Consider the following 13593-nt stretch of genomic DNA (forward strand, 5'->3'; position numbering starts at 1 on the left):
CGCACGTGAGCCGGTCAACGTCCCGTGCGAGGCGGTCCGGCTCACCGCCCTTGCGGCGGATTACGGTTGCGGGTCAGCGCCGGAATTGCACCGGCTTTCCCCCGTACGGGTGTGATGACGACGCGGTCACTCTACCGGCACGTAACCGGAGGGCTCAGGGGTGGTCGTGGGCAGGGGGCACTGCCTCCGGGTCCTGTGGCTAAGGTCACGCCATGACGACCACGGGGAGACTGCTGGGCTCCGGCCGCTCGGCCGACGTGTACGAGATCGACGAGGCGTGGGTGCTGCGTCGCGACCGGGAGGGCTGGGGGGACGCGGCCGCCGAGGGCGCGGTGATGACGTACGTACGGGACCACGGGTATCCCGTGCCCCGGGTACGGCCCTCCGGCTCGCGCACCGACCTGGTGCTGGAGCGGCTGTCCGGGCCGACGATGCTGGAAGCCCTGCTGGCGGGCTCGATCGGGCCGGGGGAAGGGGGCGCGATGCTTGCCGGGCTGCTGCGGCAGCTGCACGCCGTGCCCGCCCGGGACTCCGCCGACCCCGATGCCCGTGTCCTGCACCTGGACCTCCACCCGGACAACGTGATCCTCACGCCGGACGGCCCCCGTGTCATCGACTGGACCAACGCGGAGGACGGCCGGCCGGGCCTCGACTGGGGCATGTCCGCGGTGATCCTGGCCCAGGTCGCCGTCGGCGCCGAGCCGATCGCCGACCCGGCCCGCGCGATGCTCACCGCCCTGCTCGCCGACCCCTCCGCCCTCACGGAGTCCGGCCTCACCGAGGCCCGCACCCGCCGCGCGGCCAACCCGACGATGAGCCGCCGTGAGGTCGAACTCCTGGGCGCCGCCGAGGACTTGGTACGAGCGCTGGTGTCGTAGGCGGACACGACCAGGTCGCGGGCCGGGCCGGGCGGCACCGTTCCACGAACGGCTCACACCGCCACGTACGCCACCGGCTCGCTCCCCGCCACCGCCTCCGCGCGCCCCTGCTTCACCAGGCGGCGGACATGGGCCTCGGCCTCCGAGACCGCGATGTTGCGTGAGCCGTAGGGAATCTGGTCCCAGGGGCGGTTCCACTCCATTCGCTCGGCCAGCTGCCAGGGCGTGAGGGGCACGACGAGCAGGGCCAGGAGCCCGGCCAGCCGCTCCTCGTGATGCGCCAGCAGGTCCCGCACGCGGGCGGGCGCGTTAGTGAACGCGTGCTGGTGGGCGGGGAGCACCTCGGCGGGGGTCAGACGGCCGACCCGTTCCAAGGAGTCGAGGTAGTCGCCGAGGGGATCGGTGACGGTCGTGTCGTCCGGGTCCTCGTACAGGCCGATGTGCGGGGTGATCTCCGGGAGCAGATGGTCGCCCGAGAAGAGCCGTCCGTGGCCGGGGAGCCGGGACGGGTGTTCTTCCTCCAGGTGCAGGCAGACATGGCCCGGGGTGTGACCCGGCGTCCAGATCGCGCGCAGCCGGCGGCCGGGCAGGGGAAGGAGTTCACCGGGGACGATCTCCCGGTCGGGCAGTGCGGGGGAGAGGCCGGGGAGGGTGCGGCGCCGGGCGGCGCGCAGCGGGGCCACATGTTCCTCCGGGGCACCGGCGGCCACGAGTTTGGCCGCCATGTACGTGAACCAGCGCTCCGGGCGGGTCTCGCGGGTCCGGCGCACGATCGCCGTGTCGGCCGCGTGCATGGCGATCCAGGCGCCCGAGGCCTCCCGCACCTTGCCCGACAGGCCGTGGTGGTCGGGGTGGTGATGGGTGATCACCACGCCGTGCAGCTCGGCGACGGACGTACCGCAGGCCGTCAGACCGTCGGCGAGGGCGTCCCAGGAGGCCGGGTCGTCCCAGCCGGTGTCGATGAGGACCGGGCCGCGGTCGGTGTCGACGACGTACACGAGGGTGTGGCCGAGGGGGTTGTCCGGGATCGGGACCTGGAGGGAACGGACGCCTCCACCGTGGTCGTGCACCTGCGCCATGGGCTCCCCAATCACCGCGTTTCCGCCACTATAACTAGAACAGGTTTTCATGGGAGCCCGAGTCGACCAACCGTCCCTCGTCGCATCCGTGGACTCCCCCGGGCGGAGCTGGTATCAGTTCCCTATCTGATGGATCGTCAGACGTGCACGGCCCCCGGGGAGGCAGTCGGCCATGACCGAGCTCGTGGAACACGGACAGCTGTTCATCGGCGGGGAGTTGACCGACCCCCTGGGCAAGGACGTCATCGAGGTGATCTCCCCGCACACGGAGGAGGTCATCGGCCGCGTGCCGCACGCCTCGCGCGAGGACGTGGACCGGGCGGTCGCCGCCGCGCGCACCGCCTTCGACCAGGGCCCCTGGCCGCGCATGAGTTTGGACGAGCGGGTCGAGGTCGTCACCCGGATCAAGGACGCGATCGCCGTCCGGCACGAGGAGATCGCCCGGGTGATCTCCTCCGAGAACGGCTCGCCGTACTCCTGGAGCGTCCTCGCGCAGGCGCTCGGCGCGATGATGGTGTGGGACGCGGCGATCACGGTCGCGCGGAACTTCACGTACGAGGAGACGCGTGACGGCGTCCTCGGCAGGATCCTGGTGCGGCGCGAGCCGGTCGGCGTGGTCGCGGCCGTGGTCCCGTGGAACGTCCCGCAGTTCGTCGCCGCCGCCAAGCTTGCGCCCGCCCTGCTCACCGGCTGCACGGTGGTGCTCAAGCCGTCGCCCGAGTCGCCGCTGGACGCCTACCTCCTCGGCGAGATCGCCAAGGAGGCCGGGCTGCCGGAGGGCGTGCTGTCGATCCTCCCCGCCGACCGCGAGGTCAGTGAGTACCTCGTCGGGCACCCCGGGATCGACAAGGTTTCCTTCACCGGCTCGGTCGCGGCCGGCAAGCGCGTGATGGAGGTGGCCTCCCGCAATCTCACGCGCGTGACGCTGGAGCTCGGCGGCAAGTCGGCGGCGGTGGTCCTGCCCGACGCGGACATCGAGACGTCGGTGCCCGGGATCGTCTCGGCGGCCTGGATGAACAACGGCCAGGCCTGTGTCGCCCAGACCCGCATCCTCCTGCCGCGCTCCCGCTACGACGAGTTCGCGGACGCCTTCGCCGCCGCCGCGAGCGCGCTCGAGGTCGGCGACCCGCTCGACCCGGCGACCCAGGTCGGCCCGCTGGTCGCCCGCCGCCAGCAGCAGCGCAACCTCGACTACATCCGCATCGGCCAGGAGGAGGGCGCCAAGATCCTCACCGGCGGCGGGCGCCCGCCGGGGCTGGAACGCGGCTGGTATGTGGAGCCGACCCTCTTCGGCGACGTCGACAACTCCATGCGGATCGCCCGCGAGGAGATCTTCGGCCCGGTGATCTGCCTCCTGCCGTACGGAGACGAGTCGGAGGCGGTGAAGATCGCCAACGACTCCGACTACGGGCTGTCCGGCAGCGTGTGGACGGCCGACGTCGCGCACGGCATCGACGTCGCACGGCAGGTCCGTACGGGCACGTACTCGGTGAACACCTTCAGCCTCGACATGCTCGGCCCCTTCGGCGGCTACAAGAGCTCCGGTCTGGGGCGGGAGTTCGGGCCCGAGGGGTACGGCGAGTTCCTTGAGCACAAGATGATCCACCTCCCGGCCGGCTGGGAGGGCTAGGGCATGGGAGACCGCTGGCACGTCGAGGTCGACCGCTCCGTCTGCATCGGCTCCGCCCAGTGCGTCCACCACGCGCCCGACGGCTTCCGCCTCGACACCGGCCGGCAGTCCCGGCCGGTGGAGCCGGACGCCGACGCGAACGAGCGGGTGCTGGCGGCGGCGGAGAGCTGTCCGGTGGAGGCCATCGTGATCACGATGCTCGGGAGCGGGGAGCCGGTGTTCCCGCCGGAGGACTGAAAAATTTCCTATTTGTGCGGTTCCGTCAGGCAGTATCCGGTCTATACTGGTAATTGGCCTACGGGGCGAGTGAGGGAGTTCGACCGGAGTAGCCGACTCTGGCGTGACGCGTAAAGCATCCGCCGTTGCCGACGTCGACGGTCGGGCTGAGAGGCTCAAAGGTAGTAGTCGGACCTGAGAGCGACCCCCATTACCTGATCCGGGCAATGCCGGCGAAGGGAACCCGTCTCGTAGGTCCTTTTCGTGCGCTCACGCAGGCCCTTTCGGGCGCTCACAGCACCGCGGGCAGGTGAGTGACCACGAGCGCCACCGCCTCCTCGGGCGTCGCGCCCTTGCCGAGAGCGCCGCGGTGGATCGCGTGCACCGCGTACGGGGGTCCGGAGCAGATGATGTAGGGCAGATCGTCGCGATGTGTCCCGTCGAACGGTGGACCGCTCCGCAGGAACTTCAGCGTGCCGTGTGTCGGGAACGGATACAGCGCGCGCAGGCGCGGCTCGGCGTGGGCGGCCGCGATGAACGCGAACAGCCAGTCACCGCCGTGGTAGCCCCTGGTCCCGGGCCTGCGCTCCAGGAGCCACCGCCAGGCGGTCTCGGCGTCGGGGGCCTCAGCCACGGGTTGCCTTGCCTGCCGCCGGATCCGTCAGGTCGATCAGGCGGCACACCGTTTCGATGTCGATCTTGACCTGGGCGATGGAGGCGCGGCCCGACAGCCAGGTGATCAGGGCCGAGTGCCAGGTGTGCTCGATGACGCGGACCGCGGACAGCTGCTCGGGGGTGGGGTTCTCCAGGCCCATCGCGTCCAGGATGATCGCCGTCGTCTGCCGGGAGACCTGGTCGACCTCGGGGGACACGCTGCGGTCCGCGAAGGTCAGCGCCCGGACCATGGCGTCGGCCAGGTGCGGCTCGCGCTGAAGGGCACGGAAGGCCCGCATCAGCGTCTCCGCCACCCGCTCCGCCGCCCTCTCGCCCGCCGGGGGCTTCTTCCTCAGGGTGCCGTGCATGTGCTCCAGCTGGTCCTGCATGGTGGCGACCAGCAGATGCACCTTGGACGGGAAGTAGCGGTAGAGCGTGCCCAGGGCCACCTGCGAGGACTCCGCGACCTCCCGCATCTGCACCGCGTCGAAGCCTCCCCGGCTGGCCAGCTGCGCGCTCGCATGCAGGATCCGCCGCCGACGGGCCTCCTGCCGCTCGGTGAGGGGCGGCGAGGCCGGGCGAACGGTACTGGCTTCCACCTTGGCTTGCGCAGGCATGGGTCCCGCTCCGTGACAGTCGGTGAGGGCATCGGTGAGGGCTGTTGATCAGCCAGCATGGCAGGGGTCCCGCCGTGGCGCGAATCACCTGATCCACTGCTCACAGTGCCGCTACCTGCCGGTAGATTCAGAGCCTCCTGAACGATCAAGTCTGAAACTTGTTCTAGATTAGCGTCCCGACGTAGTCTCGCGGGAAAACGCAGGGAGAAGGGGGCCCAGAGTGACCGCTGAGGCCAGGGAGGCGGGTCCCCGACAGGACCTCGCCGCCGACGGCGAGCGACCGCTCGACATCGCGCTTCTCACCTATAAAGGGAACCCGTTCTGCGGGGGTCAGGGCGTCTACGTACGGCACCTGTCGCGCGAGCTGGCCCGTCTCGGCCACCGGGTCGAGGTCATCGGCTCCCAGCCGTACCCCGTGCTCGACGAGGACGAGGCCCACGACGGCCGGCTGAGCCTGACCGAGCTGCCCAGCCTCGACCTCTACCGCCAGCCCGACCCCTTCCGCACCCCGGCACGCGACGAGTTCCGCGACTGGGTCGACGCGCTCGAGGTCGCGACCATGTGGACCGGCGGCTTCCCCGAACCGCTGACGTTCTCCCTGCGCGCCCGCCGTCATCTGCGCGCCCTGCGCGGCCGGTTCGACGTCGTGCACGACAACCAGACCCTCGGCTACGGCCTGTTGGGCGACATCGGCGCGCCCCTGGTCACCACCATCCACCATCCCATCACCGTCGACCGGCAGTTGGAGCTGGACGCCGCCGAGGGATGGCAGCGCCGCTACTCCGTGCGCCGCTGGTACGCCTTCACCCGCATGCAGAAGCGCGTCGCCCGCCGGCTGCCGTCGGTCCTCACCGTCTCCGGCACCTCCCGCCAGGAGATCGTCGACCACCTCGGAGTGCGCGAGGACCGCATCCACGTGGTCCACATCGGCGCCGACACCGACCTCTTCTCGCCGAATCCGGCGGTGCCCCAGGTGCCCGGCCGGATCGTGACCACCTCCAGCGCCGATGTGCCGCTCAAGGGCCTGATCTTCCTGATCGAGGCGCTCGCGAAGGTGCGCACCGAGCATCCCGGCGCACACCTCGTCGTCGTCGGCAAGCGCGCCGAGGACGGGCCGGTCGCCCAGGCCATCGAGCGGTACGGCCTGGAGGGCTCCGTCGACTTCGTGAAGGGCATCTCGGACGCCGAACTGGTCGACTTGGTCCGCTCGGCCGAGGTGGCCTGCGTGCCGTCCCTGTACGAGGGCTTCTCGCTGCCGGCCGCCGAGGCCATGGCCACCGGCACCCCGCTGGTCGCCACCACCGGCGGCGCGATCCCCGAGGTCGCCGGCCGCGACGGCGAGACCTGCCTCGCGGTGCCGCCCGGCGACGCGGGGGCACTGGCCGCCGCACTGAGCAGACTGCTGGGTGACCCGGCGCTGCGGGCACGGCTCGGCGCGGCGGGCCGTGAGCGCGTGCTGGAGAGGTTCACCTGGGCCCGGGCCGCCGAAGGCACGGTGACCCGGTACCGCGAGGCCATCGCCCGGTCGGGGAGCCCCACCAGCACGCCGGTGCGCCCGCAGGCCGCCGCAGCAGCCGTCATCGAAGAACCACTCACCGCCGACCGCGAAAGCAGGGCCTCGTGCTGACCGTCGACTTCTCCCGGTTCCCGCTCGCCCCGGGCGACCGCGTCCTGGACCTCGGCTGCGGGGCCGGCCGGCACGCCTTCGAGTGCTACCGGCGCGGCGCCCGGGTCGTGGCCCTCGACCAGAACGGCGAGGAGATCCGCGAGGTCGCCAAGTGGTTCGCGGCGATGAAGGAGGCGGGCGAGGCCCCGGCCGGCGCGACCGCCACCGCCATGGAGGGCGACGCCCTCGCGCTGCCCTTCCCGGACGAGTCCTTCGACGTCGTCATCATCTCCGAGGTGATGGAGCACATCCCCGACGACAAGGGCGTCCTGGCCGAGATGGTCCGCGTGCTCAGGCCGGGCGGCCGCATCGCCATCACCGTGCCGCGGCACGGCCCCGAGAAGGTCTGCTGGGCGCTGTCCGACGCCTACCACGAGGTCGAGGGCGGCCACATCCGCATCTACAAGGCGGACGAACTCCTGGCGAAGGTCCGCGAGGCCGGTCTGCGGCCGTACGGCACCCATCACGCCCACGCCCTGCACTCCCCGTACTGGTGGCTGAAGTGCGCGTTCGGCGTCGACAACGACAAGGCGCTGCCGGTGCGGGCGTACCACAAGCTGCTGGTCTGGGACATCATGAAGAAGCCGCTGGCCACCCGGGTCGCCGAGCAGGCGCTGAACCCGCTGATCGGCAAGAGCTTCGTGCTCTACGCGACGAAGCCGCACCTGCCGACGCTTCCCGAGGCTTCCGAGTCTTCCGAGGCGGCCGCCAAGTGACGACCCCCCGGACAGAACACCTGGTCCTGCCCGGGGTCCTCACCGCCGAGCAGGCTGCCGAGACCGTGCGCGGCATCCTCGCCGTGCAGCGCGAGGACGGCGCGATCCCGTGGTTCCGCGGGCACCATCTGGACCCGTGGGACCACACCGAGGCGGCCATGGCGCTGGACGCGGCGGGCGAGCACGAGGCCGCGGAACGGGCCTACACCTGGCTGGCCACGCACCAGAACGAGGACGGCTCCTGGTTCGCGGCGTACACGGACGGGGCCCACGACGACGTCACGGACCGCGCCCGCGAGTCGAACTTCGTGGCGTACATAGCCGTAGGCGTCTGGCACCACTACCTCTCCACCGGCGACGACGTGTTCCTCGACCGCATGTGGCCCTCGGTCTACGCGGCGATGGAATGGGTTCTGCGCCTGCAACAGCCCGGCGGCCAGATCGGCTGGCGGCGCGAGGACGACGGCACGGCCACGGCGGATGCGCTGCTGACCGGCAGCTCCTCCATCCACCACGCCGTGCGCTGTGCGCTCGCCATCGCCGAGCAGCGTGAAGAGCCGCAGCCGGACTGGGAGTTGGCGCTGGGTGCGCTCCGGCACGCGATCCGCCGCCACCCGGAGCGGTTCCTGGACAAGGACCGCTACTCGATGGACTGGTACTACCCGATCCTGGGCGGCGCGCTGACCGGCGCGGAGGCCAAGTCCCGCATGGAGGAAGGCTGGGACCGCTTCGTGGTGCCCGGCCTCGGCGTGCGCTGCGTGATCCCCAACCCCTGGGTCACCGGCGGCGAGTCCTCCGAACTCGCCCTCGCCCTGTGGGCCATGGGCGAGTCCGACCGCGCCCTGGAGATCCTCCAGTCCATCCAGCACCTCCGCGACCCCGACAGCGGCCTCTACTGGACGGGCTACGTCTTCGACGACAAGGCCATCTGGCCCCAAGAACTCACGACATGGACAGCAGGCTCCCTGCTCCTGGCAGTAGCGGCCCTGGGCGGCCACGAGGCCACGTGCGCGGTATTCGGCGGAGAACACCTACCAAGGGGCTTGGACCCGGACTGCTGCACATAGCCCAGCTGCCGCGCCCCCAAAGGGGCACGGGGAACTGCGCGACCGACCCCCGACGGCCGGCACTCGCCGATGGCCGGTCGGTCCCGAGCTCGTGGGCGCTCTCAGGGGCGCGGGGAACTGCGCGACCGGCCCCCGAGATCGTGGGCGGCCGCGGCTTGAAGCGGAGCGTTCAGTGGCGGTGGATCCGGGCGGCGATCGCGTGGCCCACGAAGAGGTACACCACCGCGGCGAGGCCGTAACCGGCGACCACGCGTGCCCACGCCTCGTCGAACGTGAACAGGTCGTGCGACCAACCCGCCAGCCATCCGGCCGAGTCATGAACGAACTGGACGAGACTGTTGGCCCGATTTGCGTCCAGCAGATACATCAGGATCCACAGGCCGAGAATGAAGGCCATGACGTCGGCGACGATCGCGATGACCGTTCCTGCCTGGTTGGCGCCGTTGCGATATTGAGGGGACATGCCCTTCGGGTTGCCGCTCATTCCCAGGTGAAACAGTAAAGGTGAATCCTGTACGGGATTCCCCCAAGTGGCGCAATCGGCCGCCCTGAGCGAGCCTGCCGGGAGAGACATCCACTCGGGGAGAACACCCCGGAGGACTCCGTGGCTGTACCGATACGGCGCCTCTTCGTGGCGCTCACGCTGTGCTGCGCACTGGTCGCCGGCGCCACCGCCTGCGGAAAGGGCGAAACCTTCACCCGGAACGACGCGGCCGTGGTCGCCGCCCACACCCCCAGCCCCACCACCTCCGCGGAACGGCAGAAGTTCGCCAAGACACGCTTCGTGGCGAACGCGGGACTCGCCGCGGGGGCGACGTACCAGTGGATCGTGAAGCCCTGGAAGGAGGGCAAGTTCAAGAAGGGCGCGAAGGGACGCAAGTTCACCCTGGTCAAGGCCGGGCTCGCCGGTGCCTTCGCCTACAACCGCCTCAAGGCCGCCGGGCGGAACGCCGAGGGCGATCCGACGCTGTCGAAGGCCCTCGCACCGCTCACCGCCGGTATCGAGTCCCTCAAGACCCTGCCGTCCAAGTTGCGCAAGGGCGACTCCCCCGACGGGGTGGCCGACTCCTTCGACGACATCATCAACAAGGTGAAGGACGCCGGTAAGAGCGCGGGCGCCGAGGTGAAGAACAAGGTCCCGTCGGCGTCCCAGCTGAGCGGCGGCTCCTAGGAGTTGAGCTCCGCCAGCTCCCGCAGTGTGTGAGGGTCCGGGGACAGGGCCAGCAGGTCCGTCACCGGGCCCTTGCGCCACGACTCCAGCCGCTCGGCGATGCGTTCGCGCGGGCCGACCAGCGAGATCTCGTCGGCGAAGGCGTCCGGGACGGCCAGCACCGCCTCCTCGCGCCGGCCCGCCAGGAACAGCTCCTGGATCCGCCGGGCCTCCTCCTCGTACCCCATGCGCGCCATCAGGTCGGCGTGGAAGTTGCGGGACGCGTGTCCCATCCCGCCGATGTAGAAGCCGAGCATGGCCTTGACGGGCAGCAGGCCCTCGCCGACGTCGTCGCAGACCTTCACACGCGCCATGGGGGCCACCAGGAAGCCCTCCGGAAGGCCGGTCACGGCGGGCCCGTACACCTCGGGACGGTTCGGCGACCAGTACAGCGGCAGCCAGCCGTCCGCGATCCGGGTCGTCTGGGCGACGTTCTTGGGCCCCTCGGCGCCGAGCAGGACCGGCAGATCGGGGCGCAGGGGGTGGGTGATCGGCTTCAGGGGTTTGCCGAGGCCGGTGGCGTCCGGGCCCCGGTACGGGTGCGAGTGGAAGCGCCCGGCCAGCTCCACCGGCGCCTCGCGGCGCAGCACCTGCCGTACGACGTCGACGTACTCCCGGGTCGCGGTCAGCGGCGATGTGGGGAACGGCCGCCCGTACCACCCCTCCACGACCTGCGGCCCGGACAGCCCGAGCCCGAGCATCATGCGGCCGCCGGACAGATGGTCCAGGGTCAGCGCGTGCATGGCGGTGGTGGTCGGCGAGCGGGCGGCCATCTGGGCAACCGCCGTACCCAGCCCGATCCTTGAGGTCCGCGCCGCGATCCAGGTGAGCGGGGTGAACGCGTCCGAGCCCCAGGACTCGGCCGTCCACACGGAGTCGTACCCGAGCCGTTCCGCCTCCTGCGCCAGCGACACCTGGTCCGCGGAGGGGCCCCGGCCCCAGTAGCCGAGTGCGAGACCGAGCCGCATGCCTGCCTCCTGACGGTCCGTCAGTTGTCGGAGGGCGACTGTACGGCAACGGCCCCCCGCCCGGAAGGGCGAGGGGCCGTGTGCGTCGGTGCGCGGGGCGTGCTCAGCCGCGCTGGATCCCGGAGGTGTCCTGCAGGACGCCGCGGCGGCCGTCCTGGGTCTGGGCGACCAACTGGGCGCCGCGCTGCTCGACGGCCAGGTACCAGGTGCCCGGCGCCAGTTCGGCGATCGGGGCCGGCGAGCCGTCCTCCGCGAACAGCGGCCGAGCCACCGGCACGGCGAACCAGAACGGCGAGAAGTCCCCGCTGGACGGCTGCTGCTGGGCCGGAGCCGGCGGCTGCTGCCCGAACGGCTGCCCCTGCTGCGGCTGACCACCGTACGGCGCCTGCGCCTGCGCCTGCGGGGCCTGGGCGCCGGGGTAGCCGTAACCAGCCTGCGGCTGGGCGCCGTAGGGCTGCGGGGCCTGCGGCGTGGGCGCCGGCATCAGGGCGGCCTGGAGGGCGGGGACGAGCGGGGTGGCGACGGCGGCGCCGGCCAGGGCGAGGGCGGCGATGAAACCGAGGATGAGGCCGGCACCGGCGTTCACGTTGTCGGGAACGTCCACCAGCGACCAGAACAGGGTCCATGCGGCGAGGATCGTGAAGCCCGTGCCGACCATGCCGAGATCCAGGCCGAGCACCTTGCGCTGCTGCGGCATGGCGCGGTTGAGGACGATCAGCGCGGCGCCGATGACGGCCCCCATGTACGTCCCCAGGCCAGTTCCCAGCTCTTCCCATGCGTTCCGGCTGTCCGAATAACCGGAGATCGACACGGAGTAGTAGGCGAGGAACGACGCGATGAACAGCAACACCGCTGCTCCGATCACCACGCCGTCGCCTCGAGTGAGGGAGCGGATATTCACTTCAGGTCCTTCGTAGGTCGTCTCGTCGTCGGTAGAGGCGTCGCTGTCACTCTGTCGCCGTCAGGTCCCGGTGTGAAGCGCGGGGGAGGCCCCTGATCGTACTGATGACACTATCGTCCGTCCGATCGGGGTGTCCGCAGGGATCTGCCCGCTGACTCCTACCCGCGCAGGAAGCTCACGATTCCCTCAGAGATCCCTTGCGCCGCCTTCTCCCGCCACGCACCGCTGGTCAGCAGTGCCGCGTCCTTGCTATCGCGCATGTTCCCGCACTCGATGAACACCTTGGGAACCGTTGACAGATTGAGACCGCCCAGGTCCTGACGTGTGACGAGACCGGTACCGTCGCCGACATAGTTGGAGGGAGCGCTGCCCGTTACGCGTACGAAGTTGCCCGCGACCCGCTCACCGAGGTCGCGCGAGGAGGCCACGATCGGACGGGTGTCCGCCGCGCCCGCGTGCACGGACGCCGGCAGGATGACGTGGAAGCCCCGGTTGCCCTCCGCGGATCCGTCGGCGTGGATGGAAATGGCCGCGTCCGCATGCGCGTTGTTGCCGATCTGGGCCCGCTCGTCCACGCACGGCCCCCAGGCCGGCTCGTCCCCGTCGTGGGTGAATTTCACCGTCGCGCCCTGATCCTCCAGGATCGCGCGCAGCCGGTGGGACACGTCCAGGCTGAACTGCGCCTCGGTGTAGCCCGCGTTGGTGGACGTCCCGGTGGTGTCGCACTCCTTCCAGTTCGTCCCGATGTTCACCTGGCGGTTGATCTCGGCCGTGTGCCGGAAGTTGCCGGGGTTGTGCCCCGGGTCGATGACGATCACCTTGCCCTTGAGGGGCCCGGAGCCGGCCGGGGCGGCAGGCTTCGAGCCCGCGCGCGTCGGGCTGGGCTTCTTGGCGTCGTCGCTGGGGGACGCCGAGGACGACGGGGCCGAGGGCGTGGGGGACGCGGAGGCGGAGGCGCCGCCCGCGCTGTCGGAGCCGCCCGAGTCACCCGGGTCGCCCACCGCCTCGTACACGAGCCAGCCGAGCAGCGCACCGGGCACCAGCGCGGCGAGCGCGACGGTCAGGGGCGCTCGCCGGGGGCGGCGCTGCTGGGGCGGATCGAAGTCCGGGCCTACGTACGACACGTCTGCCACCCTAGCGGCCACCCCGGGCGGTCACACGGTACGGCGGTCCCAATGGGTGGTGTGCCGCCGGGCGGGGCCACAACCGGCGTACCGGACCGCGCCGGGGTCGGACCCCCGTCCCGGACCGCGCCGTGCTCAGACGCCCGTCCCGGACTCCGCCGAGGTCAGAACCCCGTCCCCGTCCGCCGCAGTACGCGCAGCGACCCGGGCGCCGACACCTCCGTGAACGCGCCCGACTCCAGGGCCCGCAGATACACGCGGTACGGGGCCTGGCCGGTGAACTCGTCCTCGGGGTGGGGGAACACGTCGTGGATGACGAGCAGTCCGCCCTCGGCGACATGGGGAGCCCAGCCCTCGTAGTCGGCGGTCGCGTGCTCGTCGGTGTGGCCGCCGTCGATGAAGACCAGGCCGAGCGGCGAGTTCCAGAACGCGGCGATCTGCGGCGAGCGGCCGACCAGGGCGACCACGTGGTCCTCCAGGCCCGCCCGGTGCAGCGTCCGGCGGAACGTGGGCAGCGTGTCCATCAGACCGATCTCGGGGTCGACCGTCTCCGGGTCGTGGTACTCCCAGCCCGGCTGCTGCTCCTCGCTGCCCCGGTGGTGGTCGACGGTCAGCGCGGTGACCCCGGCCTGCCGGGCCGCGTCCGCGAACAGGATCGTCGAGCGTCCGCAGTACGTCCCGACCTCCAGCAGCGGCAGCCCCAATCCGCCCGCCGCCACGGCGGCCGCGTACAGCGCGAGCCCCTCGTCCACGGGCATGAACCCCTTCGCCGCCTCGAACGCGGCCAGGATCTCGGGCTTGGGTGCGGCGACTGGCATGGGGGGCCTTTCGGTCATACGGCTGTCCGGGCGCCCATGCTGCCGCACC

General features: G+C 71.2%; 15 protein-coding genes and 2 riboswitches. Of the genes, 7 read left to right on the forward strand and 8 right to left on the reverse strand.

Annotation, left to right across the window (positions count from 1 at the left end; translation table 11 throughout):
- Positions 1-12 precede the first annotated feature (12 nt).
- A riboswitch (cobalamin riboswitch) is annotated at positions 13-141 on the reverse strand.
- Between the two features lie 71 nt (positions 142-212).
- The gene (locus tag ACFY1J_RS03665) at positions 213-878 is read left to right on the forward strand and encodes a phosphotransferase (RefSeq protein ID WP_390706320.1); all 666 of its coding nucleotides are present in this window, start codon (positions 213-215) and stop codon (positions 876-878) included.
- A gap of 53 nt (positions 879-931) precedes the next feature.
- On the opposite strand, the gene ACFY1J_RS03670 is transcribed toward ACFY1J_RS03665, so the two are convergent.
- Positions 932-1957 carry an MBL fold metallo-hydrolase gene (locus ACFY1J_RS03670; RefSeq protein WP_390730511.1) on the reverse strand — a complete coding sequence of 342 codons (1026 nt, stop codon included), beginning with the start codon at positions 1955-1957 and terminating at the stop codon, positions 932-934.
- Positions 1958-2129: 172 nt separating this feature from the next.
- Here ACFY1J_RS03670 and ACFY1J_RS03675 point away from each other — a divergent pair, with 172 nt between their 5' ends.
- Together ACFY1J_RS03675 and ACFY1J_RS03680 are read left to right on the forward strand one after the other, a co-directional pair.
- Entirely contained in the window at positions 2130-3587 is a 1458-nt protein-coding gene (locus ACFY1J_RS03675) for an aldehyde dehydrogenase (RefSeq protein WP_390706318.1), read from the forward strand.
- A gap of 3 nt (positions 3588-3590) precedes the next feature.
- Positions 3591-3824, forward strand: coding sequence for a ferredoxin (locus ACFY1J_RS03680; protein WP_390706317.1), 234 nt, complete (start codon positions 3591-3593; stop codon positions 3822-3824).
- Positions 3825-3885: 61 nt separating this feature from the next.
- A riboswitch (TPP riboswitch) is annotated at positions 3886-4062 on the forward strand.
- A gap of 33 nt (positions 4063-4095) precedes the next feature.
- Here ACFY1J_RS03680 and ACFY1J_RS03685 read toward each other — a convergent pair.
- The gene (locus tag ACFY1J_RS03685) at positions 4096-4437 is read right to left on the reverse strand and encodes a DUF6193 family natural product biosynthesis protein (RefSeq protein ID WP_390706316.1); all 342 of its coding nucleotides are present in this window, start codon (positions 4435-4437) and stop codon (positions 4096-4098) included.
- Entirely contained in the window at positions 4430-5074 is a 645-nt protein-coding gene (locus tag ACFY1J_RS03690; RefSeq protein WP_390706315.1) for a TetR family transcriptional regulator, read from the reverse strand. The genes ACFY1J_RS03685 and ACFY1J_RS03690 overlap by 8 nt, the downstream gene beginning before the upstream one ends.
- Before the next feature lie 220 nt (positions 5075-5294).
- Between ACFY1J_RS03690 and ACFY1J_RS03695 the strand changes: the two genes are divergently transcribed.
- The 3 genes from ACFY1J_RS03695 to ACFY1J_RS03705 are packed head-to-tail and all read left to right on the forward strand — an operon-like array spanning position 5295 to position 8523.
- A complete protein-coding gene (locus ACFY1J_RS03695; RefSeq protein WP_390706314.1) occupies positions 5295-6701 on the forward strand; it encodes a glycosyltransferase family 4 protein in 1407 nt (468 codons plus the stop codon).
- A complete protein-coding gene (locus ACFY1J_RS03700) occupies positions 6695-7456 on the forward strand; it encodes a class I SAM-dependent methyltransferase (protein ID WP_390706313.1) in 762 nt (253 codons plus the stop codon). The genes ACFY1J_RS03695 and ACFY1J_RS03700 overlap by 7 nt, the downstream gene beginning before the upstream one ends.
- Positions 7453-8523 (forward strand): prenyltransferase/squalene oxidase repeat-containing protein, encoded by a 1071-nt coding sequence (locus ACFY1J_RS03705; protein ID WP_390706312.1) that lies wholly within the window; start codon positions 7453-7455, stop codon positions 8521-8523. Before ACFY1J_RS03700 ends, ACFY1J_RS03705 begins: the two co-directional genes overlap by 4 nt.
- A gap of 169 nt (positions 8524-8692) precedes the next feature.
- Here ACFY1J_RS03705 and ACFY1J_RS03710 read toward each other — a convergent pair whose 3' ends face one another.
- Positions 8693-8986 carry a hypothetical protein gene (locus ACFY1J_RS03710; RefSeq protein ID WP_363298975.1) on the reverse strand — a complete coding sequence of 98 codons (294 nt, stop codon included), beginning with the start codon at positions 8984-8986 and terminating at the stop codon, positions 8693-8695.
- A 141-nt stretch (positions 8987-9127) separates the two neighbouring features.
- Between ACFY1J_RS03710 and ACFY1J_RS03715 the strand changes: the two genes are divergently transcribed.
- Positions 9128-9694 (forward strand): hypothetical protein, encoded by a 567-nt coding sequence (locus tag ACFY1J_RS03715; RefSeq protein WP_390706311.1) that lies wholly within the window; start codon positions 9128-9130, stop codon positions 9692-9694.
- Here the strand turns inward: ACFY1J_RS03715 and ACFY1J_RS03720 are convergent.
- From ACFY1J_RS03720 to ACFY1J_RS03735, 4 genes are all read right to left on the reverse strand, one after another.
- Positions 9691-10701: an LLM class F420-dependent oxidoreductase gene (locus ACFY1J_RS03720; RefSeq protein WP_390730512.1), complete on the reverse strand. Its 1011-nt coding sequence runs from the start codon at positions 10699-10701 to the stop codon at positions 9691-9693. The genes ACFY1J_RS03715 and ACFY1J_RS03720 overlap by 4 nt on opposite strands.
- Before the next feature lie 103 nt (positions 10702-10804).
- Entirely contained in the window at positions 10805-11569 is a 765-nt protein-coding gene (locus ACFY1J_RS03725) for a hypothetical protein (protein WP_390706309.1), read from the reverse strand.
- A 191-nt stretch (positions 11570-11760) separates the two neighbouring features.
- Complete coding sequence (locus tag ACFY1J_RS03730) at positions 11761-12726, reverse strand: N-acetylmuramoyl-L-alanine amidase (protein WP_390706308.1); 966 nt, start codon at positions 12724-12726, stop codon at positions 11761-11763.
- 164 nt (positions 12727-12890) lie between these two features.
- On the reverse strand, positions 12891-13544 hold the full coding sequence (locus ACFY1J_RS03735; protein WP_390706307.1) for a class I SAM-dependent methyltransferase: 654 nt from the start codon (positions 13542-13544) through the stop codon (positions 12891-12893).
- Between the last annotated feature and the right edge of the window lie 49 nt (positions 13545-13593).

Source organism: Streptomyces sp. NPDC001406 (assembly GCF_042895285.1).
In the GTDB taxonomy this organism is placed as follows: domain Bacteria; phylum Actinomycetota; class Actinomycetes; order Streptomycetales; family Streptomycetaceae; genus Streptomyces.

Coding starts and splice junctions, on each gene's coding strand:
- ACFY1J_RS03680 (WP_390706317.1), top strand. CDS start 3,591: ATGGGAGACCGCTGGCACGTCGAGGTCGACCGCTCCGTCTGCATCGGC.
- ACFY1J_RS03665 (WP_390706320.1), top strand. CDS start 213: ATGACGACCACGGGGAGACTGCTGGGCTCCGGCCGCTCGGCCGACGTG.
- ACFY1J_RS03710 (WP_363298975.1), bottom strand. CDS start 8,986: ATGTCCCCTCAATATCGCAACGGCGCCAACCAGGCAGGAACGGTCATC.
- ACFY1J_RS03720 (WP_390730512.1), bottom strand. CDS start 10,701: ATGCGGCTCGGTCTCGCACTCGGCTACTGGGGCCGGGGCCCCTCCGCG.
- ACFY1J_RS03675 (WP_390706318.1), top strand. CDS start 2,130: ATGACCGAGCTCGTGGAACACGGACAGCTGTTCATCGGCGGGGAGTTG.
- ACFY1J_RS03690 (WP_390706315.1), bottom strand. CDS start 5,074: ATGCCTGCGCAAGCCAAGGTGGAAGCCAGTACCGTTCGCCCGGCCTCG.
- ACFY1J_RS03670 (WP_390730511.1), bottom strand. CDS start 1,957: ATGGCGCAGGTGCACGACCACGGTGGAGGCGTCCGTTCCCTCCAGGTC.
- ACFY1J_RS03735 (WP_390706307.1), bottom strand. CDS start 13,544: ATGCCAGTCGCCGCACCCAAGCCCGAGATCCTGGCCGCGTTCGAGGCG.